This window comes from Flavobacterium sp. (assembly GCF_039595935.1).
Lineage (GTDB): Bacteria > Bacteroidota > Bacteroidia > Flavobacteriales > Flavobacteriaceae > Flavobacterium.
Window position 1 is genome coordinate 256,636 of the sequence record NZ_JBCNKR010000006.1, and the last position, 23,374, is coordinate 280,009.

The window sequence follows — 23,374 nt, forward strand, 5'->3', positions numbered from 1 at the left end:
TTAAGTTTTAAATGGATTTTCTTTGTATTCTAACAAATTCTCTAAATAATGAACAAAATATATTACCTCTCGTCTTGCGATACTTGTCGTAAAATCATCAAAAGCCTTCCTGAAAATAATTTGGTTTTTCACGATATTAAACAAGATCCAATTACCGAAGCCGAACTCGAAGAAATGTATCAACTTTCAGGAAGCTATGAAGCTCTTTTTAGCAAAAAAGCGCAATTATACAAATCATTGGGATTAAAAGATCAATCTCTGACTGAAGCTGATTTTAAAAGATATATTTTAGAACATTATACGTTTTTAAGCCGTCCGGTTTTTATTATTGATGGTAAAATTTACATCGGCAACAGCCAAAAAAATGTAACCGAAGTAATAAATGCTCTAACTTAAAAACCTGATATTTTTTCTGTGTAACTTAAAACTATGTCTGAACACTAATTTGCAATCGAATACAGAAAAGTTTTATTTATCTTTGCGCCTTTATACTCAATTATATGATACAATCTATGACAGGGTTTGGCAAAGCTTCTTTGCAATTGCCTACAAAAAAAATTACCGTTGAAGTAAAATCTCTAAATAGTAAAGGTTTAGATTTAAACGTAAGAATGCCATCTGTTTACCGTGAAATGGAATTAGGTTTGAGAACTCAAATCTCGACCAGACTTGAAAGAGGAAAAATTGATTTTGCTATTTATGTAGAAAGTACAGCTGAACAAACCTCAACTAAAGTAAATGTTCCTGTTGTAAAAAGTTATATCGCCCAATTGAGAGAAGTATATGCTGATGCTGATGAAACTGAATTAATGAAAATGGCGGTTCGCATGCCTGATACATTAAAAACAGAACGCGAAGAAATCGATGAAAACGACTGGGAGCAGATTCAGGTTATCATTGATGAAGCATTACAAAACATTTTAAGCTTCAGAAAAGACGAAGGAGAATCTCTTGAAAAAGAATTTAACCTTAGAATAGGAAACATTCGTCAGTTAATGAACGATACTTTAGCACTTGATCCGGAACGTGTGCAAGCTATTAAAGATCGTTTACAAACTGCAATCTCAGAATTGCAGGTAAACGTTGATGAAAATCGTTTTGAACAGGAATTAATCTATTATCTTGAAAAACTAGATATTACTGAAGAAAAAGTACGTTTAACGAATCATTTAGATTATTTCTTAGAAACTTTAAACGGAAATGAAGCTAACGGTAGAAAACTTGGTTTTATTACTCAGGAAATGGGCCGTGAAATCAATACCATGGGTTCAAAATCTAATCATGCACAAATGCAGAAGCTTGTTGTAATGATGAAAGATGAATTAGAGAAGATTAAGGAACAGGTTTTGAATGTTTTATAAAAGCTGTAGGCTTTAGGCAATAAGCTGTAAGCAAAATTTAAAAAATTCAAACAAAAGCTTAAAGCATAATGCCTAAAGCTTAAAGCATAAAAAAAGCTTAAAGCATAACAATAATGAACAAAGGAAAATTAATTGTTTTTTCGGCACCGTCTGGATCTGGAAAAACAACTATCGTAAAGCATTTATTAGGACAAGAAGATTTAAATTTAGAATTTTCTATCTCTGCTGCTTCGCGTGCGCCTCGTGGTGAGGAAGTTAACGGAAAAGATTATTATTTTATTTCGTTAGAAGAATTCAAAAAACACATTAAAGCAGAAGATTTCCTGGAATGGGAAGAAGTTTACCGTGATAACTTCTATGGAACTTTAAAATCTGAAATTGAAAGAATCTGGGCTTTAGGAAAGAATGTCATTTTTGATATTGACGTTGCAGGCGGACTTCGTATTAAACATAAATTTCCAGAGCAAACTTTAGCTGTTTTTGTAAAACCGCCAAGTGTTGACGAACTTAAACGAAGATTAAAAGAACGTTCTACTGAAAGTGATGACAAAATCAATATGCGAATTGCTAAAGCTTCTGTAGAATTAGCAACAGCTCCTCAATTTGATGTGATTATCAAAAACTATGATTTACCAGTAGCTTTGGAAGAAGCGCATCAATTGGTTAAAGATTTCGTAAATAAATAATTTTTATTCCACAGAGATACACAAAGAAAAAACACAGAGATTCGCAAAAGCTTTTATATAAACTTTGCGAATCTTTGTGCTATCTTAGCAAATCTCAGTGAAACTATAAAAAATGAAAATAGGTCTTTACTTCGGGACATATAATCCCATTCATGTTGGTCATTTGATAATTGCCAATCATATGGCAGAATATGCTGGTTTAGATCAGATTTGGATGGTAGTTACGCCTCATAATCCGTTGAAGAAAAAAGCAACTTTATTAGACGATCAACAGCGTCTCCAAATGGTATTTCTGGCAACAGAAGATTATCCGAAAATAAAACCATCAGATATTGAGTTTAAATTACCTCAACCGAGTTATACGGTTATTACACTCGCTCATTTACAAGAGAAATATCCAACACATGAGTTTTCTTTAATTATGGGTGAAGACAACTTAAAAACGCTTCATAAATGGAGAAATTATGAAGTGATTCTGGAAAATCATGATATATATGTGTATCCGAGAATTTCTGACGAACCAGAAAATGTGGAATTAAAATCGCATCCAAAAATTCATGTAATTGATGCGCCAATTGTAGAAATTTCTTCAACTTTTATTCGGAACAATATTAAAGAAGGTAAAAATATTCAGCCTTTGTTACCGCCAAAAGTTTGGGAATATATTGATCATAATAATTTTTATAAGAAATAAGATTATCAAATTTGAATTGCCTCCAGTTTTAACTGGAGGTTTTTGTTTTATACAGTAAATGGCTTTAGCCTAACTGTCGCAATTTGGCTAAAGCCGATGAAGATCGCGATATTTTTAAACCTCCAGTTAAAACTGGAGGCAATTCATTTCAAAAAATAACCTTTGTCAAAGTTCAAAACTTTGACAAAGGTCTCATTACATTTATAAATTCAAAAAAAAACCTGAACTTACATTCAGGCTTTCTTTTTTTAATTAAGCTTCTATGCTTACTTCACTTTTTACTCTCGTTCTGATTTCATTAAGCGATTGCTCAACCAAAAGTTTTCCATCTCTAAAAACCTCTTTCAATTCACCTTGTTTTTCTTCTTCCCAAGAAACATTATCAGTTAAATGATACTTCCCGTCGATTAAATCGATTTTCATCAATCCTTTGGCAGATTTTTTCGTTCCGTCATCAGTAATCGGGTCTTTGAAGATAGCTCTTCCCTCTCCGTTTACTTCTCCGTAAGTTGCTTTCATCGCAAAACCAAAAGTATCTCTGGTGTTGTATTGATATGTGAAAGAACCAATTCCAAGAACAACATTTGTAGAAGCGAAACCTTTTTCTTTTAGTCTTTCGCAGATTTGAGTCGCTCTGGCTACGGTGATACTATCTCCATAAATAGCACCGATTTGCGGAACCAATTCTTTAAATCCTTTCGTATTTGTTGTACCGCCAAAAACATCCCAAAGCAATTCGATAACACCTTTCTTTTCTTGTTCTGTTTTTCCGTTTGGATTTCCGCAGATAATATCAACCGGATCACCGCTGTCAGGACGAATGACCACTTTCCCTTCTCTTGAAACGATATCTTCTCTCAATCTTGGAAGATAATCGGTTAAAACTTTCCATAAATCCCAGGTATCAGAAACGATAGAAACGATTCCTTTTGGATAAACTTCTGTAATTAATCTTTTGAAAGTTTCATACTCACCTTCTGTAGTTCCCATACACATTACAGAATGCTCTGTAGCGGCAACTGAACCTGCAACCAATTCCTGATCTGAATTGGCTTTATAATATTCTTCTAAGAAATCAATTGCCGGAATCGTATCAGATCCTGTGAAACTTAATAAATGCCCGGCTGCAGAAGTCAGCGCAGCTTCAATTCCGCCCATTCCTCTCATTGAGAAATCATGCGCCTGCCAGTCTACAAATTCCGGAACAGAAGAAGTTTCTCCTGCATATTTATCCAATACTTTTCTGTATTCTTTTGCAATTGTTGCTGAGTTACAAGGAAGCCAGATTACTGCTGAAAGCAACGTTTCGAAATAATTGGTCAGCCAGAAAAACTCCGGAATTGTATTATACATCGTAAACATTGGAACTCTCAATGGAACGCTTGCTCCTTCTGGCAAAGCTTTAAACACCATCGGAATGTATCCTAAATCATGTAAATCTTCGATATGTTTAGTTCCAACCTGGTTTTCGCCTAAATAATTATTGATTCTGCGAGCGTATTTTGCAACAACTTCTTCTTTTGATTTTTTAAAGAAATACTCTTCAAAATCGTGAATGATATATTTTTTAATGAAATACTGTAATCCGAAAAATACAACTTCGTCAAGACCTTCAATTCTTGATTTACGAGGTGTCCAGTTAGAATAAACTAAGGTTGTTCCGTCTGGATATTGTCTTCTGTGGTCAACTTTGTAACCGTCGGTTAATAATAATGGGTTCATATATTTATAATTTAGGCTTTATAATAGTTTTTTAAAATTCGATATACTTTGCCGGAACTTCATCTGTCAGCCAAACATTGTTTTCAGACAAATAAAATTTGAATCCGTCTCTATGCATGGCGCCGCTTCTAACAGTTAAGATTTGAGCAATTCCACGACGGCTTCCTACTTTCACTGCTGTTTCTTTGTCTTTTGAAAGATGCACGTGCTGACGGCTCATTTTCTTTAAACCTTCTTTTCTGATGCTTTCCATAAATTCCCCAACTGTTCCGTGGTATAAATATTCTGAAGGTTCTGTTTCAGGTAAGTCTAATTCAACCGAAATCGAATGTCCCTGACTTGCACGGATTTTGGTTTTATCTTCGTTATAAGCAAAACGCTTTTTATCGTTATTTTCTACCACGTAGTCTAAAACAACTGCGTCTAATTTATTTCCTTTTTGTGAGCATTTCAAAATCAATTCTTCTACATCTGCCCAGCCATTTTCGTCTAATTTTAAACCGATTTTTTCCGGCGAATGTCTAAGTACGAGACTTAGAAATTTGCTTACGGTTTTTGCTGTTTGTTCATTCATTTTTAATATTTTTTTCTATCAACATTTTACAAAAGGCTTTTGTAAATATTGTAATTTTCATCATCAAAACAGACAAATATTACTTTTTCTATTTCAATCTTTTTTTCAAAATCTTTTACTGTTTGTATTGCAATTTCGGCGGCTTTATCTTTTGGAAAATGATAAATTCCAGTGCTAATATTAGGGAAAGCAATAGTTTTTATTCCATTTTGAATAGCAAGTTTCAAACTATTTTTATAGCAATCAGCCAGCAACTTTGATTTTTCTTCTTTGTCACCATTCCAAACTGGTCCGACTGTATGAATAACATATTTAGAAGGCAGATTTCCTGACGTTGTTATAACAGCCTCTCCGGTTTTACAACCTCCTTGTTTATTTCTAATTTGGATACATTCGTCTAGAATCGCTTTTCCTCCTTTCCTATGAATTGCTCCATCAACACCTCCACCGCCAAGTAAGGAAGTATTAGCAGCATTCACTATTGCATCAACTTGAATTTCTGTTATGTCTGCTTTTAATAATTCTAAAATCATTTTCGAAAACTATCTAGTTTCTCATTAAGTTCATTGTTTTCACTTACCAAAGAACGATCTGTAAAATGCACATTTACAATTTCAATTCCGTTTACTATATTGGAATTGAAATCAATTAATTCTTCTGACGGAATCCAAAGTTCATTATGGTTCTTATCACCAACATTTTGAATTTCATATTTATCCAGAAAAGCAGTTTTTACTTCAAAAGCAGTTACAATTCCAATAAATCCTGAAAATTCATCAACTGTATTCCATTCAAAAGCAATTTGATCTGCATATTGCTGATTCATTACCGGATAAAAAATAGGCTGCCATTCTAATCTTGGCGGAAATGATTTATAATCGGACTCTGCGATTAATTCCATTTCTTTTAATCCAACCGGGCGATATAATCTTGTTGTTTCCATAATCAATTTATCTCAATTCATCTCTAACTTCTATCAAAGCAAAACCTAAAAGATTCAAGCCTTTCCATTTTTCAGGAATTAAAACATCTTTATGATCGCTTGCCATTCCGATTCCCCAAATTGGATCAACAGGACTTGCTTCAACCAAAACCCTGTCTTTTGTATTTAACAGAAATGTTTTTAAATCTTTATTTTGACTGAACTTATGATAATTCCCTTGTTTTACAATTTCATATCTGTTTTCTAACCACAGTTTATCATCATAGTTTCTAACTTCTCTTCCTAACTTTTTAGCTTCAGCTGGAGAATCGGCTTCAAGGATTTTTTCTAAGATTTCTTCGTCCTGAAACAATTCTGCTTTTTTAGCCATCATCCAGTGTTCGGCTGTTTTGTAGGTTACTTTTTCAACTTTAAAAGAACTTAACCACCATTGACTAAAACATGTTTTGGTAATTTTTCCGTCTTTATTTGGTTGATGTCCCCAGAAAAATAAAAACTTACTTTCTGAAGCTATATCTTGTATATTATATTTCATTTTTGTTTTAAGTTTTAGGTTTCAAGTTCCAAGTAATGAACTTGAAACTTTGAAACTAATTAAATGTATCTTGGAAATACTTAAAATTTGATTTTTTTTCAGAATTGTCAAATACTGCAAAAACTATTTTCTTAAAAGCACCTGAATATTTTTCTGTAATAATTTCTTTAAATAATTGAGCTACATCTTTAGTTTCATTTCTAAAAACACCACAGCCCCAGGCTCCTAAAATTAAGGTGTCACATTTTTGCTTTGCTGCAATGGCTAATACTTTATCCATTCTCTTTTTAAAAGTATCTTCTATTTCGGCAATTTCTTCATTTCTTTTATGCTGCAGCATTGCACCTTTATTTGGTGCAGCTGAAGTGATTACGTCTACAACAAATGGTTTCTCAAAATAATTTCCATTGTCATCATTCCAAAACAAAACATTTGGACTGTAAATCATGTAATCTGAATATAAAAATGAAGACTGATTTCTATTAAAATCATACATTGTTTTGTCTTTGATCTGTGTTTCATAAAGATTGGAAGATCTCGCCAAACTTTCTTCCTGAGCAGAAGCACCTCCTAAGAATCCTCCGCCTGGATTTTTTGCAGAAGCGAAATTCAAAACACACATTTTATCATTTTGCTCCTGAACAATGGCTTCAATTGTCGAACAGTTTTTTGTAACAATTTGAGTTTGAAACTTATTTTCAATTGGAGTTTTCAAAAATGTATCCCAATCGTTTGGTGTAATTGTAAACGTATTCTTTATAGACTCTTCGAGTTCTTTTTTTATATCAATATTTTTTCCTTTGTAATCATAGAAACCATCTTTTATGATTTCTAATGTTTTATTTGCTATTTCTACTCTATAATTTTTATTCATAATTTTAATTTTACAACCTCAACCGTTTCACCATCAAAATCTTTAAAAGAGTTTGTTGTAAAAATGCCGTCAAAGCAATTTAAAACTTCGAAACCTTTATTAAAAATTCCGTGGCTTACGGCTAAGTAAAGTTTTCCGGCATTTTTATTTTTTAGTTCTTCTGCTAAACCAACGAAGGTTCCGCCGCCGTCGCAGATATCATCTACAATTAAACAATCCATTCCCTGCAAATCCTCTTCATAAACTTTAAAACCAGATAGTTTTCCTGTTTTTACATCTCGGCTTTTACTGCATTCTACAACTTCAACTCCGCCTAAATATTCAGAAACTTTGTAGATTTTCTTCAAAGCGCCGCCGTCTGGAGAAATCAGTTTTACGTTTTGGCCAATTTTACTAAGCACTTCTTTGATAAAAGTATAGTTCGGAATCACTGTACTATTATTCAACAAAGCCGGAGTTACTTCAGAGTGAGCATCAAAAACAAATACTTTATTCAATTGCATGGCATTGATAATATCAGCATATACTTTTACAGATAATGGCTCACCGGGAATCATAACACGATCTTGTCTCGCAGCTGGAAAATACGGAATAAAAAGATCGATAATCTTAACGTCCATTCTGCGTAACGCATCTACTGTGATACACAATAATCCCAAATCATTGAAAGAATTTAATCTATGTGTAATTGTTACTTTCTGGTTTACATCAAAATCCGGATTAATTTTGATATGTGGTTCTCCTCCAGAAAAGGTAAAACTTTGAAATTTGATTTCTTCCTGATCTTGAATAGGAGCAAATTTTGGGTCGAGATTTAGTATCATAGTTTTTTAGTTTGCGTTAATTATACGCAAATGTAGAATTAAATTTTAAATAAACAATTTATTTTGTGTAAAAATTACGCAAACTTTATTTCGAAGTGAAAACCTTTTTCAATTAATTCATTGTATTTCAATTTATTAAACTTAAAAAGTTTGGCTGGACGGCCGGTTTTGATTGGTGAAAATTTTTCGGTTTCTTCTAAAATTCCGTAGCTGAGTATTTTTTTTCTGAAGTTTCTGCGGTCAATTTCTTTTTCTAAAATCGTACAATACAGGTTTTCAAGATCTGAAAAAAGAAATTCTTCCGGAAGTAAATCAAAGCCGATTGGTTCGTATGTCAATTTTGATTTTAATCTTTCAATCCCTTTTTCTAAAATTAAATTATGATCAAATGCCAAAGGCGGAATTTCATCAATTTTAAACCATTGTACTCTTTCAGCATCGGTATTTGCTTTAATATCTAAATTAGATGCATCGACTAAAGCATAATAAGCAACCGAAATAACACGATTTCTGGAGTCTCTGTAAATATCATCTCCAAAGGTGTACAGCTGCTCCATAAAAGTAAGCTTAACATTGGTTTCTTCATGCAGCTCGCGAATAACGGCATCGCTTAAAGATTCTGAATTTTGAACTAAACCGCCCGGTAAAGCCCAATATTTTTCTGAAGTGCCAAATTGCTGTTCAATCAATAAAACATATAAACCATTGTTTTTATAGCCAAAAACAATCGCATCTACAGCAATTCTAATATTTTGTAAATTTTCCATAATCAAAAATCGTATCAAACAAATATAACGAATGAGAGCCAATTTTATAATCTAATGCTTCTGCAATAAATTATAAAATTGACTCTCAACTAAATATAAATATTATTTTTTTAATTTACTGTAACACCTTTCTTTTTGGTAACTGTACAAGTCGATTTATTTATTTTGACTTGAACATCAGCCTGAACATTGTAACCATTTGCTGCAGCATAAGTATGCGAAACTGTCAATCCATTTACAGTTTCAGTTTTTCCATCTCCAAATGTCCAGGTTATTGAATTTACAGAACCTTCGCCTGAATAACTAATTGAATAATTAATGATCTTAGGATTATTTGCATCTGCAGAATGCTCTATTGAAGAAACCAAAATAGATTCTCCCAAACAATCTACAACAGATTCTTCAACATCTTTACCACAAGAAACCATAAAGAATGCTCCCAATATTAAAATTCCTGCTGCTTTTTTCATATTTAAAATATTTAGAAAGTTGTCTATCAAATATATTAAATTTAGAATCAAATTCGAAGGAAAATTCTTGGTTTTAAATACGATACAGAAATTAATTATAATCTATTTCCAAAAAACAATTTCAGTTCCTTTTCAATAATATCAAAAAATGATTTCAAATTATTGTTTTTTGGCGCTAGCAAATACACAAATTCTTCCGGAACATGGAAACTGTTCCAAACCAGCTGTAATTTGTTTTCTTTGATATAATTTCTTGCATTACAATTCCATGTTACTGCTACACCCGTATTTTTAGATAAAAGTCTAAGCATTTCAGATTCTGATGGAATAATGTAATTAGGAACCATTGAAGGCCTTTTTTTATTGAATGCATGCAGCCAGAATAATTTTATATGCGGAATTCTTGCATCATGGCTGTACCATTTTTGTGCATTCAGCCATTGTTCTATTTCCGTAAAATTATCGGCTTTTAATCTCTGGCGAAATTCTGTTATATCTAAAGAAGTGGGAGCAACCAGAATTAATTTAATTTTCCCAATAATCTCATAAGTAGTATCAAAAGTATCGAACCTTTTTGTGGTAATCGCAAAGTCAAGTTTTTTTGCGTCGACCAATGCAAAAAGTTCGTCATTTTCTGCAAATGTAAAATCGATTAAATCAAACTTAGCAATTAACAAGTTTCCAATACAATCAAATAGATTTTTTGAAACCCCAACAGAAATTAAGCGATTGGCATCTTCGGCTTTGGCTCTAAAACCAGCTTCGACACTTTCGAGTCTGTCAAGTGCATCTATAATCAAATTATTCAGTAACTTAGCATATTCGGTAGGCTCAACTCCTTTTGATTTCCGATTAAACAATTTATTCCCCACATGAGCCTCGAGCATAGATATCTGCTGACTTACCGCAGGCTGGCTCATAAATAATTCCTTTGCGGCAACTGAAAAATTGCCGTTTTTGTAAACTGCTTTAAAAGTTCTGTACCATTCTAGATTTACCATGATATAAATTTGTTTATAGCAAACATAGTTTATTTTATTTTTACTAATATCACTTTAGCTGTAAATTTGTTAAAAATTTTAAACTTATGAAAAAAATAGCATTACTCGCAATAATTGCATTTGCAGCTGTAAGCACTTCGGCTGTAGCTCAAAAATCAAATAAAAAAGGTATGAAAAAAGTATTATTTGTTGTTACCAGCAACGATAAGCTGGGCAATACCGGAGAAAAAACCGGATTCTGGTCTGAAGAATTTGCTGCTCCTTATTATGAATTATTAGATCAGGGTGTAGAAATTGCAATTGCTTCTCCGCTTGGAGGACAACCGCCAATTGATCCAAAAAGTGCCGATCCTGCATCGGCAACTGAAGACACAAAACGTTTTGATGCTGATAAAGTTTTACAGGAAAAATTAAAAAACACTTTAAAACTTTCAACCGTTAATCAAAAAGATTATGATGCTGTTTTTTATCCTGGAGGTCATGGTCCGCTTTGGGATTTAGTTGAAGATAAAAATTCAATCGCTTTGATCGAATCTTTTTACACACACAACAAACCGGTAGCTTTTGTATGTCACGCTCCAGCAGTTTTGAAAAACGTAAAAGTAAAAGGACAATATTTAGTAAAAGGTAAAAAAGTTACCGGATTTACTAATACTGAAGAAGAAGCTGTAGGCTTAACTAAAGTTGTTCCGTTTTTACTGGAAGATGCTTTAACTCAAAACGGAGCTAAATTCTCTAAAGGAGCAAACTGGCAGCCTTATGCTGTAGAAGACGGACTTTTAATTACAGGTCAAAATCCGGCATCATCTAAATTGGTAGCTGGAAAATTGCTAGATCAATTAAAGTAAATAAAGGTTCTAAGGGACTGAGATACTAAGGTTCTAAGGTTTTTCTTAGTTGCTTAAAAATTCAATCTCTTACTCAAAAATCATAAAAAAATTAAATAAACAATAATGCTAGGCTACAGATAAGTTCAAAGAAAAGCCTTAGAACCTTAGTAGCTTAGCATCTTAGAAACTCAAAAAAATCATGCTCAACTTTGAATTATACAATCCGACAAATTTAGTTTTCGGAAAAGGACAAATTGAAAAACTTTCGACTTTAGTTCCAAAAGATGCAAAAATCCTTTTGGCTTACGGTGGCGGAAGTATTTTTAAAAATGGTGTTTACGATCAGGTAATCGCAAACTTAAAAGGTTTTGATATTGTAGAATTTGGCGGAATTGAACCAAATCCGCATTTTGAAACTTTAATGAAAGCTGTTGAAGTTATTAAAGCTGAGAAAATCAACTTTATTCTTGCCGTTGGTGGCGGATCTGTAATTGATGGGGTAAAATTTATTTCGGCAGCTGTTAATTTCGAAGGAAATCCAATTGATATTTTACAAAAAAGAATTCTGATTAAGGAAAATGCGGTGCCTTTCGGAACTGTATTAACTCTTCCGGCAACAGGAAGCGAAATGAATTCCGGTTCTGTAGTTACAATTGCTTCTACACAGGAAAAATTGGCTTTTGGCGGAAGCGCTTTATTTCCAAAATTTTCAATTTGTGATCCAACCGTAATTGAATCTTTACCAAAAAGACAAATTCAAAACGGAGTTGTTGATGCTTATACACACGTTATGGAACAATATTTAACGTATCCGCACGAAGGTTTTCTGCAAGACAGAATCGCAGAAGGAATTTTGCAGACTCTAATTGAAGTTGGTCCAAAAGTGGTTGAGAATCCAACAGATTATGCTTTGGCTTCCAACTTTATGTGGAGCTGTACAATGGCATTAAACGGATTAATTCAAAAAGGTGTTCCAAGCGACTGGGCAACGCACATGATTGGCCACGAATTGACGGCGCTTTATGGAATTGATCATGCGAGAACTTTGGCAATTATTGGCCCAAGTTTATATAAAGTCATGTTTGAAACCAAAAAGGGAAAACTGGCTCAATACGGAAGACGTATTTTTAATCTTTCTGGTTCTGACGAAGAAGTGGCTAAAGAAGCGATTAATAAAACTGTGGAATTTTTCCATACAATGGGAATGGACACTAAACTTTCTCAATACACAGAAAACTACAGCAATACCGCAGATTTTATTGTAAATCGTTTCGACGAAAGAGGCTGGAAAGGTTTGGGCGAAAATCAATTAGTAACTTTAGATAAAGTAAAATCTATCGTTGAACTTAGTTATTAAAGTATAAATTCCAAATTTTAAAAAATCCAAATTCCAATTAAGTCTAAGATTGGAATTTGGATTTTTTTTTATTGGAATTTCATAAAAAAAGGCGTTCTTAACAAGTTTAGGAACGCCTTTTTAAAATACTAAAACAAAACTAACTAACTCAAATTTTGATAAATTCATTAAAATTCTAATTTCTAAAGAGTTATAACGCAAGGAGTTAATTTTTATTGTGTAAGACTTATAAAATATTATTTATTTTTTTGAAAGGCTCTGAAAACCATAGCAATGAAAGGCTTTTAACAAATTTCTTAAATCAGATTTTATGTTATTATTACATTATTAAGTACTTTTGTTCCAAATTAATAAAATAATGAGCGAAAAATTAAAATTTGCAGTAATTGGAGGAGGAAGCTGGGCAACGGCAATTGCAAAAATGTTATGCGTTAATCTTTCAGAAATTGCGTGGTATATGCGTAATGAATCTGCAATCGAGCATCTTCAAAAATATAAGCACAATCCAAATTATTTAAGCTCTGTTGAGTTTGACACGAACAAACTTAAATTAACAAGCAATATAAACGAAGCGATAGAATATGCAGATTATATCATTTTTGCAATTCCATCTGCTTTTTTGGATGCCGAATTAAAAAACATGACGGTTTCCTTATCTGATAAAATTATTTTCTCAGCTATTAAAGGTATTGTTCCGGAAACAAGTTTAATTGTTGGAGAACACTTCCATATTCAATACGATATTCCTTATTACAATATTGGCGTAATTACAGGTCCTTGCCACGCAGAAGAAGTTGCCTTAGAAAGACTTTCTTATTTAACCATCGCTTGTGGTGATCCTGTAAAAGCATCTACAGTTGCCAAATCATTATCTGGAAATTACATTAAAGCAAAAATTTCAGACGATATTATTGGTACAGAATACGCTGCAATGCTAAAAAACATTTACTCTATCGCTGCCGGAATCGCACACGGTTTAGGTTATGGCGACAACTTTCAGTCGGTTTTGATGAGTAATGCGATTCGCGAAATGAAGAAATTCATCAGAAAAGTGCACAAAATGAAACGTAACATCAATGATTCTGCTTATTTAGGCGATTTATTGGTTACAGGATATTCCGTTTTCTCAAGAAACAGAATGTTCGGAAATATGATTGGAAAAGGCTATACAGTAAAAAGTGCTATGATGGAAATGAGCATGGTTGCCGAAGGTTATTACGCAACAAAAAGTGCCTACAAACTAAATCAGGGCTACGGAGCAAAAACACCAATTATAAATGCTGTTTATGCTGTTTTATATGAAGGAAAAGATGCTAAAACAGTTTTCTGGAAATTGACTGAGTCTTTGGATTGATTTTTTTTTAGTGAAAAGAAGAAAGAAGCAAGAAGCAAGACTTATCTTAAAAATAAAAAAAGAGCCAAACTGAATTTCAGTCTTGGCTCTTTCTTCTTTATTCTATTAATTCTTCGTTTAGTCTTTCCTCTTGCTTCTTGCTTCTTTTAAACTCTACTTCACCATAACTCCTTCAACAAACAAAATTGGCACTTCTTCAGTATCGTTTTCATTAATTGAATTAGCTTTAAAAATGAACTTTTTATCGTACAAAGTATTTCCGATGAAGAAAGTTACCATGAACTCATTATTAAGCGCCAAAAGGCTCTTTTCTATCAATTCTATCTTTACAACAGAAACTGAAGGAACCTCAACAAAAGCATGACGCAGGATTGAAGTTTTTTTCATTTCGCCATCAATAGTTCCAAACGCTTTTGAAACCACCATAACGCTGTCTAAGTTAAAATCACTATCGTTAACTAAATAAGCGTACCACACTTTTTCCATAAAATCGTCGTTCCATTCCTGCACTGCTGCAAGAAATACATTTTCGACTTCCGGGATTATTATATCTTTTTTCATGTTAGTCAAAAGTTTTAAAGTCGAAAGTCATAAAGTCGAAAATCAAAAGCCAATATTTTGGGACTTTCAACTTTCGACTTTATGACTTTTAGACTTAGAATTATATATTTGCTTTAAACTGCTCTAAGAAACGAACATCATTTTCATAAAACATACGAATATCACCAATTTGATATAAAAGCATTGCAATACGCTCTACTCCCATTCCGAAAGCAAAACCGTTGTACTCATCTGGGTTGATATCACAGTTTTTCAAAACGTTTGGATCTACCATACCGCAGCCTCCAATCTCCAACCAGCCAGTTCCTTTTGTAATTCTGTAATCGGTTTCTGTTTTTAGTCCCCAATAAATATCAATTTCAGCACTTGGCTCTGTAAATGGGAAATATGACGGACGAAGACGAATCTTTGATTTTCCGAACATTTCTTTTGTGAAGTAAAGTAATGTTTGTTTTAAATCGGCAAAAGACACATCTTTGTCAATGTACAATCCTTCTACTTGATGGAAAATACAGTGCGAACGTGATGAAATGGCTTCATTACGGAAAACACGTCCCGGAGAAATGGTACGAATTGGCGGTTTATGATTTTCCATATAACGCACCTGAACAGATGATGTATGCGTACGCAACAACACATCAGGATTTGTCTGAATGAAAAAGGTATCCTGCATATCTCTCGCCGGATGATATTCCGGTAAATTCAATGCTGTAAAGTTATGCCAGTCGTCTTCGATTTCCGGACCTTCAGAAACGTTGAATCCGATGTTAGCAAAAATATCGATGATTTGATTTTTTACGATAGAAATCGGGTGGCGCGAACCAATTAATACCGGTTCTTCAGCACGTGTTAAATCACCAAAAATTCCTTTAGATTCTTCTTTGCTTTCAAGTTCTTCCTGAATCTGCTTTACTTTTTCTTCAGCAACCGCTTTTAAAGTATTGATTACTTGTCCGAAATCTTTTTTCTGGTCGTTTGGAATATTTTTAAACTCAGTAAAAAGCTCTTTTAATAAACCTTTGCTACCAAGATATTTAATACGGAATTGTTCTAAAGATTCTTTGTTTTTTTCATTAAAGGCTTTCGCTTCCTCTATATGTTGTTTTATCTTATCTATCATTTTCCTTCAATAGTTGAGAGTACAAATTTAAGTAAAAAAGTGAGATGTTAAAGGTTAGACGTAAGAAGTATTTCTTAACTTTTCTAATATTTTTAGTCCAAAATCTAAAATCTACGCCCTAAAATCTAAAATTATTTACTCAATAAGTTTTCGTTCCAAAAAATAATTCACAATTGCTTCTTTCATCAAAACCGATTGTTCACCCGCTTTTAACGCTGGCAATTGCTCTTTTATTTTATAATGCGGCCATCCTTCGCTATCAAAAAAATCAAATTCGTAATAACCATAAGGTTCTAACAATCTGCAAATGGCAATATGCATTAGATTTAATTTTTCGTCTTTCTTAAATTGACGATGTATTTTTCCGAGTTCCTGAACTCCAATAAGGTAAATTATGGCATCCAAATCTAAGTCTTCGCCCTGCGAAAATTGATTTGAAAGTATATCGACGAGCTTTTCCCATCGTTCTTTTAACTGTATATCTCTAGACATTGTATGATTTTAGATTGTTGATTTTAGATATTAGATTGTTTAAAATTCAATTCTGAAGGGGGCAGAATCGCAATCTGAATTCTAAAATTTGATTTGCAAAGATACAGAGTTCAGATTCAATGTGACTAAAAAAATTAAACACATAAAATTATGCTTTGTAAAAACCTCTGAACCTTTGTCTCTATGCACCTCTGAACCTAAAAAAAATCTATATTTGCGCCTCATAAAACACCAAACCCAATCATGAGTTTTTTTGATATTATCGTTGCCGCGCTTTTAGGATACAGTTTGTATAAAGGAATTAAAAACGGCCTTTTTGTAGAAGTTGCTTCTTTTATTTCTTTATTATTGGGAATTTATCTTGCCATTAAATTTTCTTCACTAATGACCGGAATGATTTCAAAACATGTTTCCTGGAATCCGACTAATATTCAAATTACAGCTTTTATCTTAACCTTTATTCTGGTAGTAATTGGTGTTTATTTCCTTGCGAAAATTTTAACCGGAATTGCCGATTTTGCTATGTTAGGCTGGATGAATAAATTAGGCGGAGGTTTCTTTAGAGTTTTAAAAACCATTCTGATTCTGAGTATTTTTATTGCTTTATTCGAAAAAATCAACTTCAATAATACTTTTGCAAAAAAGGAAACTTTAGATAAATCTATTTTCTACAATCCGGTAAAAAAAGTTGCCGCTTTTGTTTATCCTTCGATCGAAAAATGGTACGAAACGTTTAAAAAAGAACATTCTGAGAAAACAGAAGAAGAAAAAGAACAGACAGAGAATTAATAGCTCGATCGTTTAGAATTAAACCCGACAGGTTTCAAAAACCTGTCGGGTTTGTTATTAAAAGCTTCAGAGAAGCTAAATATTTATAGAAATTAAATCACGCAAATGTAAAAAAGCTCCAGCGGAGCGACATATAAGATTGCGAAAAACTATATGTCGCTCCGCTGGAGCTCTATATTGTAAATGTCTTTTTTTCTATAAATATTTCGCTTCTCCGAAGCTTACCTATCTATAATTAAAATATTGTTTTTAAAAATTGATTTCCTTCTTTTCTTCTTTCTTCAAAACAATTTCTTGTTTTTTATCTCCAAAAAACAAAGTTGTTTTTCCTCCAAGTTTAGAAGAAATAATTACTTTTTCAGGGTTTTTATTATTCCAATTCATTTCAATTTCAAATCCTCCTCTTGCACAAATTCCTTTTACAGAACCCTCTGACCACGCATCTGGCAAAGCAGGAAGTAATCTAATTTCATTCTCGTCTGATTGCACTAACATTTCGGCAACAGCAGCTGCACCACCAAAATTACCATCAATTTGAAACGGCGGATGCGCGTCAAATAAATTCGGATACGTTCCTCCTCCTCTTCTGGGTTTTTCTGTTTTCTTTCCGTCCGGATCTACGTAACGTAATAATTCACGATACATTTTATAAGCGCGATTTCCGTCCCAAAGTCTTGCCCAAAGATTGATTCTCCATCCTTTTGACCAGCCTGTGGTTTCGTCGCCTTTTATTTCTAATGTTTTCTTAGAAGCTTCCGCTAAATCAGGAGTTTTTAAAGGTGTAATATGATCACCAGGGAAAAGTCCAAATAAATGCGATTGATGACGGTGTTTTGGATCATTATCTTCCCAATCGAAATACCATTCCTGCAGATTTCCTTTTTTACCAATTTGATATGGATGCAGTTTTGAAAGTGCTGTTTCCAGTTTTTTTCTGAAATCAGTATCCGTATTTAATACTTTTGAAGCTTTAATTGTTTTGTCAAAACATTCGCGAATCATAGCCAAATCTGCAGTTCCGCCATATAATGTTGCGCCCACAAATCCGTCAGCCAGTTTATATTGATTTTCTGGAGAAGTGGATGGCGAAGTAATTAAATTTCCGTTTCTATCGGTCACAAGCCAGCCCAAACAAAATTCGGCTGCGCCTTTCATTAACGGATAACCTTCTTTTTTCAAATAATCCTTATCCTGAGTAAAAGTATAATGTTCCCAAATATGTGTGCTCAGCCAAGCTTCTGCCATTGGCCAGCAAGCCCACATTGGATCTTCTTTTCCAAACTGTCCAACCGGATTAGTCATTGCCCAGATATCCGAATTGTGTGCCGCCGCCCAGCCTTTATCTACTCCATAAAAAGTTTTAGCCGTTACTTTTCCTGTTACCGAAAGGTTTTTAATAAAACTCAAAAGCGAAGAATGCATTTCAGAAAGATTGGTATTTTCTGCCAGCCAGTAATTTTCTTCTACATTGATATTCATTGTATAATTACTGCTCCAGGGCGGATTCACATACGGATTCCAAAGTCCTTGTAAATTCGCCGGAACTCCCAAAGTTCTTGAAGAACTGATTAATAAATATCGTCCGAAATTGAAATATAAAATCTCGAGATTTTTATCTTCTTTTCCATCTGCGTAGCGCAATAAACGTTCGTCTGTTGGTAAATCTGGAGCGGTTGTCTTTCCTAAATCTAAATTGACACGATTAAAGAATTTTTGATAATCGGCAATGTGAGATTCTTTTAATTTGTCGAATGGTTTCTCGTATGCTTTATTGAGATTTTGCAAAGCAATTGAAACGTCATCTAAACCTTCTGATGCTGGATTTTTGTCGAAACCGTTAAAGCTTGTTGCGACCGAAACAAAAATAATCGCTTCTGTCGCATCTTTTAAAGTTAAAGTTTCTCTCGAACTTGTAATTTTTCCATCTGTTTTTTTGATTTGGACTAAACCCGTAAATCTTGTTCCTCTATCCTTTAAATTCAGATATTTTTGGGGAACATTATATCCTCCATTTTCGTGAATTGGCGCAGAACCTGTTATTACTAAAATATTGTTTCGCACCTCAACATTTGATTTTAAAAGACTTTTTAAATTAATATCGAAATTTAAAGCTCCTTTTTGATCGGCTGTCAATTTGATAATCATGACTTTATCCGGAGCAGATACAAAATATTCGCGCGTATATTTTATGCCCGCCATTTCGTAACTTACTTTTGAAATCGCATTAGAAAGATCCAGTTCACGATGATAATTTACTGCTTTTCCCTTTTCTGAATTATTGATTTCTAATGTCCCCAAAGGCGCATACGATTCGGAGTTTTTTCCCTGAACTTTTTTATTGAGTTCTTCTGCCAGTTTGTAGTTTTCATTTTGTAAAGCTTCACGAATTGCCGGAATGTTTTTGTAAGCTTCCGGACTCATATTCGCATTTACGGGTTCGCCTGACCAAAGTGTAATATCATTTAAATAAATTTTATCTGAATTGGCGCCTCCAAAAACAGTTGCGCCCATTTTTCCGTTTCCTAAAACTAAGGTTTCTTCAAAGAATTCTGCGGGCTTATTGTACCACAAAACGTGTTTGGATTGTGCTGAAATGTTTGTATAGTAAGATGTGAAAAGTAAAATGAGAAATGTTTTTATGAGGTTTGAGTTCATTTTGGAGCGTTTTTATGTTGCTTTCAAATGTTCCTATGGAACATAATTACAATATTTATTTTTTTATCAACGGATTTCATCCGTTACTACCGATGAATTGTTCCTAACGGAACATTTTTAATTTATTTTCATTCAAACAAGTTTCAAAAAATAGTTTTCAAAGACTTTTTACATCTCACTAATTACTACTCACTAAGAGCTATTTACTCACTTTATAAACTTCATTCGCCGTAATCATTTCCCAATTATCGGTTCTAAATGGTGATGCCGGAAATTTTTCTTTATTAAAAAGATTAATCTCTGTATCATCATCTGCCCAGCCGTAATGAACTGCAACGGGATTTTGAACCTGATCGCTTGAAACAATTATTTTGTTGTCTTTTATTATCGCTTTCGCGGAATGAAAAACTTTGTCTGTTCCGGCGATTTCGAAACCTTTTAATTCATCGTTATTTGCCGTTGATAATCCGCTGCCGATATTATCAAAAGTCAAAATGATTTGATTTTCTTTTATTTCCTGAGATTTATAAGTTGGTCCGCTGTGAACTTGCTTTTTGCCGTAAATATTATTTAAAGCAACTGCAGCCAAACGTAAACCAATATCTTGTTTGTTGGTTGGGTGAATATCTTTTGCGTTTCCAATGTCTGTCGTAACTGCCATTCCTGTGTTTGGCAATTTTAAAGTTTGAGATTGCGCTTCGCGAAGTTCTGCCCAACGGCTTCCTTTTTGGCTGTTTCCTCCAAATTCGTTGAAAGTCGATAATTGAACAAAATAAAAAGGAAAATCACCTTGTTTAAATTTTGTTCGCCAGTCTGTAATCATTAACGGAAATGCTTTTTTATATTGATTCGCTCTCCAAACATTGGCTTCGCCCTGATACCATAAAACGCCTTCAATAGCATACGGAACCAGCGGATTTACCATTGCATTGTATAATAATGACGGATAACTATTTGGCGATAAAGATGTTTTTACTACAATAACTTTAAATTTCCATTTCCCGTCAAGCGGAAGAACTTTACTTCCAACGGTTAATTTTAAATCTTCTGCTTCGCCATAAATTCCGCCGCCGCCGCTGTTATCAACTATTCTAACTGCGATTACATTTTTTCCTTCTTTTAAAATATTCGACGGAATTTCATAAACACGTCTAGCGTCCCATTGTGTGTTTTGACCAACTTCAATTCCGTTTACATACGTAATGTCTTCGTCATCGATTTTAGCCAGACTTAAAACTGCTTTGTTTTTAATATCTTCTGCAGAAAGTGTAATTGTTTTTCGCATCCAGACTACGCCGTCTAAATCGCCCAACGGCTGATTTTCCCATAAACTTGGCGTATTCAGTTCGCCCCAAAAAGCATCATCAAAAGTTAAATCTTTAAAAGTATTTTCATTTTCTGTACTTACCGGAGTTCCCTGAATTCTTTCGACTCTTTCTTTCATGTTTTTGGCGTACAATTTTGAAATAGAATCTACATTTAGTGAAGGAACTTCAGCAATCATAGATTTGAAATCGTCGCTTTTTTGAAAAGCTTCACGACTTGTCCAGGTTTCAACATTTGTTCCTCCCCAAGAAGTATTTATAATTCCAATTGGAATTTTTAATTCAGCATATAATTTTCTGGCGAAATAATACCCAACTGCTGTAAAATTGCCAACCGTTTCTTTGTTTGCTGCTTCCCATTTTCCGGCTTTTAAATCGTCTTTTGGTTTTCCGCTTAAATCTTGTGCCACTCCAAAATGACGAATCATTGAATAATCAGAATTTGCAATTTCTTTTTCGGCATTCATCGTTTTAGAAACCTGAAATTCCATATTCGATTGTCCGCTGCAAATCCAGACTTCACCAACCAAAACATTTTTGATCGTGATTTTATTTTTTCCGATAATTATTAATTCGAAAGGTCCGCCTGCTTTTTCAGAATTAAGATTTAAAGTCCATTTTCCGTTTTTATCGGCCGTTGTTTTTTGAATTTGTTTGTTAAAATGAACCTCGATTTTTTCATCTGCATCAGCAAAACCCCAAATTGGAATTTTTTTATCTCTTTGCAATACCATTCCATCAGAAAACAGCAAAGGCATTTTGACATTAGCATTAGCTAAAACATTTATTATCAGAAAAATAAATACAATACTTTTTTTCATTTCTTCTCAATTTAAATTGTTTAAACCACATAAGTGATATAAGTAAAACAAGCTTTGGATTAAACAAAAACTTAAATTATCTTATATCACTTATATGGTTTTATAAAAATTTCTTACTGTAATCCTTCTTTCAGAGCTGTTAAAACCTGAGTATCAAAAACGGTATTATTTGTTCTGTTAAAAATTCCGAAACCGTTGTTTCCAATACTTCCTTCGTCCCAATAAAAAGGTAATAATCCATTTGCTTTTGCCGTTTTTACGACCGTTTTTAAATAATACGCTCTCGAAGCTAAATGTAAAGTTAAGGCATCTCCAGTTAAAGTCGTTCTACGAATTGCTCCAAATTCTCCAAGCAAAACCGGAATTCCTTTATCGACAAACTGGGTTTTCATTAATTTGAAATTTTTCTCCAAATCAGCTTCTTCTCCATAAGTTGCATTTCGTTCTGTGTCTGTTATTGAGTGATAATTTGCTCCCCAATAATAGAACATTTTTCCCCAAGTTTCATCTTTAGTTAATCCGCCAAAATTCCACGGAGCGTAATAATGAACCTCAACCATCATTTTATTGGCCACTTTATCTGTTGGTAATGTGGTCATTAATTTATTCGTTTTTTCGATATCTGTCGTTGGTCCCTGAATAACTAAAACACGATTTGCATTTTTTCCGCCGGTAGAACGAACGGCATCAATAAATGTTTGATGATACGAAGTTAAAACTGCCATTTGTGCTGCATCTTCAACTGCTGGTTCATTGGCACTTGCAAAAAGAAGATGTTCGTCAAATCCGCGTAAATGTGTTGCGATTTGTTCCCAAAAAGCTTTTTGTTTGGCATTGTTTTCTACTTTTTTGGCTTCGGTAATATTATTTTCCAGCCAGCCGCCGTCCCAGTGAATATTCACTACAACATACATATCATTATCAACACAATACTGAATGACTTCTTTAACTCTGTCCAGCCATTCTGCTTTAATTTTTGCCGTTGCAGCATTTTCTAAATATTGATTCCATGAACACGGAATTCTTATCGCATTGAATCCATTTGCTTTAACGGCATCTATTAAATCTTTTGTCACTTTTGGATTTCCCCACGCGGTTTCTCCACCAGTTGCTTCTAAGGTGTTTCCGATATTCCAGCCTAATTTTATTTTCGCTGCCAATTGAGCCGCTGTACTCGACATTCCTGATGCATCAGCTGCAATTGGATTGGTATTGTAACTTGGATATAAACTTGTAACTACAGCTGCTCCAGCCTGTGTAACCGCAATTTGTATGGACGAAGTTTCGCTCGAACTAATTGTAATGGTTGCCGTTCTTGCTTCTGTACTTGTGTTTTCTGAAGCTGTAATTTTAACGGAAATTGTTCCAGAAGTTCCTCCCGCCTGACTTAACTGAATCCAGCTTGAACCTGGATTACTAATTGTCCATGCTGTAACATTTGTTGTAATTTTTACGCTGGCTTCGCTTCCTTTGCTGAGAAAATCAATTTTATTAGTATCGATTGTAAGTGTTTTTGCAACAGTTTTTTCATCTTCTTTATCAGAACTGCATGCCCAAATACTTAAAAATGAAAAGCATAAAAACGTACTCAATAAATAAGTTTTAATTGTATTTTTCAT

General features: G+C 33.6%; 24 protein-coding genes. 8 read left to right on the forward strand and 16 right to left on the reverse strand.

Features of this window, described 5'->3' with window-relative positions; translation table 11 throughout:
• Nucleotides 1-48: 48 nt before the first annotated feature.
• The 4 genes from ABDW27_RS10885 (at nucleotide 49) to nadD (ending at nucleotide 2,741) form a co-directional block, all read left to right on the forward strand.
• A complete protein-coding gene (locus ABDW27_RS10885; RefSeq protein ID WP_343695917.1) occupies nucleotides 49-396 on the forward strand; it encodes an arsenate reductase family protein in 348 nt (115 codons plus the stop codon).
• Between the two features lie 104 nt (nucleotides 397-500).
• Entirely contained in the window at nucleotides 501-1,361 is an 861-nt protein-coding gene (locus ABDW27_RS10890; protein WP_343695918.1) for a YicC/YloC family endoribonuclease, read from the forward strand.
• Nucleotides 1,362-1,474: 113 nt separating this feature from the next.
• A complete protein-coding gene (gene gmk / locus ABDW27_RS10895) occupies nucleotides 1,475-2,047 on the forward strand; it encodes a guanylate kinase (RefSeq protein WP_343695919.1) in 573 nt (190 codons plus the stop codon).
• Between the two features lie 112 nt (nucleotides 2,048-2,159).
• Nucleotides 2,160-2,741 carry a nicotinate (nicotinamide) nucleotide adenylyltransferase gene (nadD, locus tag ABDW27_RS10900; protein ID WP_343695920.1) on the forward strand — a complete coding sequence of 194 codons (582 nt, stop codon included), beginning with the start codon at nucleotides 2,160-2,162 and terminating at the stop codon, nucleotides 2,739-2,741.
• Nucleotides 2,742-2,993: 252 nt separating this feature from the next.
• Here the strand turns inward: nadD and ABDW27_RS10905 are convergent, their stop codons facing one another.
• The 10 genes from ABDW27_RS10905 to ABDW27_RS10950 all read right to left on the reverse strand — a co-directional run bounded on the left by ABDW27_RS10905 (nucleotide 2,994) and on the right by ABDW27_RS10950 (nucleotide 10,451).
• Nucleotides 2,994-4,463 (reverse strand): nicotinate phosphoribosyltransferase, encoded by a 1,470-nt coding sequence (locus ABDW27_RS10905; protein ID WP_343695921.1) that lies wholly within the window; start codon nucleotides 4,461-4,463, stop codon nucleotides 2,994-2,996.
• 31 nt (nucleotides 4,464-4,494) lie between these two features.
• Nucleotides 4,495-5,037 carry an RNA 2'-phosphotransferase gene (locus ABDW27_RS10910; RefSeq protein WP_343695922.1) on the reverse strand — a complete coding sequence of 181 codons (543 nt, stop codon included), beginning with the start codon at nucleotides 5,035-5,037 and terminating at the stop codon, nucleotides 4,495-4,497.
• Nucleotides 5,038-5,063: 26 nt separating this feature from the next.
• The gene (locus ABDW27_RS10915) at nucleotides 5,064-5,570 is read right to left on the reverse strand and encodes an O-acetyl-ADP-ribose deacetylase (protein WP_343695923.1); all 507 of its coding nucleotides are present in this window, start codon (nucleotides 5,568-5,570) and stop codon (nucleotides 5,064-5,066) included.
• Nucleotides 5,567-5,980 carry an ADP-ribosylation/crystallin J1 gene (locus ABDW27_RS10920; RefSeq protein WP_343695924.1) on the reverse strand — a complete coding sequence of 138 codons (414 nt, stop codon included), beginning with the start codon at nucleotides 5,978-5,980 and terminating at the stop codon, nucleotides 5,567-5,569. The genes ABDW27_RS10915 and ABDW27_RS10920 overlap by 4 nt, the downstream gene beginning before the upstream one ends.
• A gap of 7 nt (nucleotides 5,981-5,987) precedes the next feature.
• Nucleotides 5,988-6,515 carry an NADAR family protein gene (locus ABDW27_RS10925; RefSeq protein ID WP_343695925.1) on the reverse strand — a complete coding sequence of 176 codons (528 nt, stop codon included), beginning with the start codon at nucleotides 6,513-6,515 and terminating at the stop codon, nucleotides 5,988-5,990.
• Nucleotides 6,516-6,570: 55 nt separating this feature from the next.
• Nucleotides 6,571-7,389, reverse strand: coding sequence for a TIGR02452 family protein (locus ABDW27_RS10930; RefSeq protein WP_343695926.1), 819 nt, complete (start codon nucleotides 7,387-7,389; stop codon nucleotides 6,571-6,573).
• Nucleotides 7,386-8,213, reverse strand: coding sequence for a ribose-phosphate diphosphokinase (gene prs / locus ABDW27_RS10935; RefSeq protein WP_343695927.1), 828 nt, complete (start codon nucleotides 8,211-8,213; stop codon nucleotides 7,386-7,388). The genes ABDW27_RS10930 and prs overlap by 4 nt, the downstream gene beginning before the upstream one ends.
• A gap of 74 nt (nucleotides 8,214-8,287) precedes the next feature.
• Nucleotides 8,288-8,980 carry an NUDIX domain-containing protein gene (locus ABDW27_RS10940; RefSeq protein ID WP_343695928.1) on the reverse strand — a complete coding sequence of 231 codons (693 nt, stop codon included), beginning with the start codon at nucleotides 8,978-8,980 and terminating at the stop codon, nucleotides 8,288-8,290.
• A gap of 110 nt (nucleotides 8,981-9,090) precedes the next feature.
• Nucleotides 9,091-9,450, reverse strand: a complete 360-nt coding sequence (locus ABDW27_RS10945) for a PKD domain-containing protein (protein ID WP_343695929.1) — start codon at nucleotides 9,448-9,450, stop codon at nucleotides 9,091-9,093.
• A 95-nt stretch (nucleotides 9,451-9,545) separates the two neighbouring features.
• On the reverse strand, nucleotides 9,546-10,451 hold the full coding sequence (locus ABDW27_RS10950; protein ID WP_343695930.1) for a LysR family transcriptional regulator: 906 nt from the start codon (nucleotides 10,449-10,451) through the stop codon (nucleotides 9,546-9,548).
• An 86-nt stretch (nucleotides 10,452-10,537) separates the two neighbouring features.
• Here ABDW27_RS10950 and ABDW27_RS10955 point away from each other — a divergent pair, with 86 nt between their 5' ends.
• From ABDW27_RS10955 to ABDW27_RS10965, 3 genes are all read left to right on the forward strand, one after another.
• Nucleotides 10,538-11,299: a type 1 glutamine amidotransferase domain-containing protein gene (locus ABDW27_RS10955; protein WP_343695931.1), complete on the forward strand. Its 762-nt coding sequence runs from the start codon at nucleotides 10,538-10,540 to the stop codon at nucleotides 11,297-11,299.
• Between the two features lie 181 nt (nucleotides 11,300-11,480).
• Nucleotides 11,481-12,638 carry an iron-containing alcohol dehydrogenase gene (locus ABDW27_RS10960; RefSeq protein WP_343695932.1) on the forward strand — a complete coding sequence of 386 codons (1,158 nt, stop codon included), beginning with the start codon at nucleotides 11,481-11,483 and terminating at the stop codon, nucleotides 12,636-12,638.
• Nucleotides 12,639-12,996: 358 nt separating this feature from the next.
• On the forward strand, nucleotides 12,997-13,992 hold the full coding sequence (locus ABDW27_RS10965; RefSeq protein ID WP_343695933.1) for an NAD(P)H-dependent glycerol-3-phosphate dehydrogenase: 996 nt from the start codon (nucleotides 12,997-12,999) through the stop codon (nucleotides 13,990-13,992).
• A 153-nt stretch (nucleotides 13,993-14,145) separates the two neighbouring features.
• Here the strand turns inward: ABDW27_RS10965 and ABDW27_RS10970 are convergent, their stop codons facing one another.
• The 3 genes from ABDW27_RS10970 to ABDW27_RS10980 form a co-directional block, all read right to left on the reverse strand.
• Nucleotides 14,146-14,553 carry a hypothetical protein gene (locus tag ABDW27_RS10970; protein WP_343695934.1) on the reverse strand — a complete coding sequence of 136 codons (408 nt, stop codon included), beginning with the start codon at nucleotides 14,551-14,553 and terminating at the stop codon, nucleotides 14,146-14,148.
• 100 nt (nucleotides 14,554-14,653) lie between these two features.
• The gene (gene pheS, locus ABDW27_RS10975) at nucleotides 14,654-15,673 is read right to left on the reverse strand and encodes a phenylalanine--tRNA ligase subunit alpha (protein ID WP_343695935.1); all 1,020 of its coding nucleotides are present in this window, start codon (nucleotides 15,671-15,673) and stop codon (nucleotides 14,654-14,656) included.
• Between the two features lie 135 nt (nucleotides 15,674-15,808).
• Nucleotides 15,809-16,165 carry a hypothetical protein gene (locus tag ABDW27_RS10980; protein WP_073415540.1) on the reverse strand — a complete coding sequence of 119 codons (357 nt, stop codon included), beginning with the start codon at nucleotides 16,163-16,165 and terminating at the stop codon, nucleotides 15,809-15,811.
• 243 nt (nucleotides 16,166-16,408) lie between these two features.
• On the opposite strand from ABDW27_RS10980, the gene ABDW27_RS10985 reads away from it, so the two are divergent.
• Nucleotides 16,409-16,954, forward strand: coding sequence for a CvpA family protein (locus ABDW27_RS10985; protein ID WP_343695936.1), 546 nt, complete (start codon nucleotides 16,409-16,411; stop codon nucleotides 16,952-16,954).
• Between the two features lie 249 nt (nucleotides 16,955-17,203).
• Here the strand turns inward: ABDW27_RS10985 and ABDW27_RS10990 are convergent, their stop codons facing one another.
• The 3 genes from ABDW27_RS10990 to ABDW27_RS11000 all read right to left on the reverse strand — a co-directional run bounded on the left by ABDW27_RS10990 (nucleotide 17,204) and on the right by ABDW27_RS11000 (nucleotide 23,374).
• Nucleotides 17,204-19,609: a glycoside hydrolase family 95 protein gene (locus ABDW27_RS10990; RefSeq protein WP_343695937.1), complete on the reverse strand. Its 2,406-nt coding sequence runs from the start codon at nucleotides 19,607-19,609 to the stop codon at nucleotides 17,204-17,206.
• A gap of 199 nt (nucleotides 19,610-19,808) precedes the next feature.
• The gene (locus ABDW27_RS10995; protein ID WP_343695938.1) at nucleotides 19,809-21,755 is read right to left on the reverse strand and encodes a sialate O-acetylesterase; all 1,947 of its coding nucleotides are present in this window, start codon (nucleotides 21,753-21,755) and stop codon (nucleotides 19,809-19,811) included.
• Nucleotides 21,756-21,868: 113 nt separating this feature from the next.
• Nucleotides 21,869-23,374, reverse strand: coding sequence for a cellulase family glycosylhydrolase (locus ABDW27_RS11000; protein ID WP_343695939.1), 1,506 nt, complete (start codon nucleotides 23,372-23,374; stop codon nucleotides 21,869-21,871).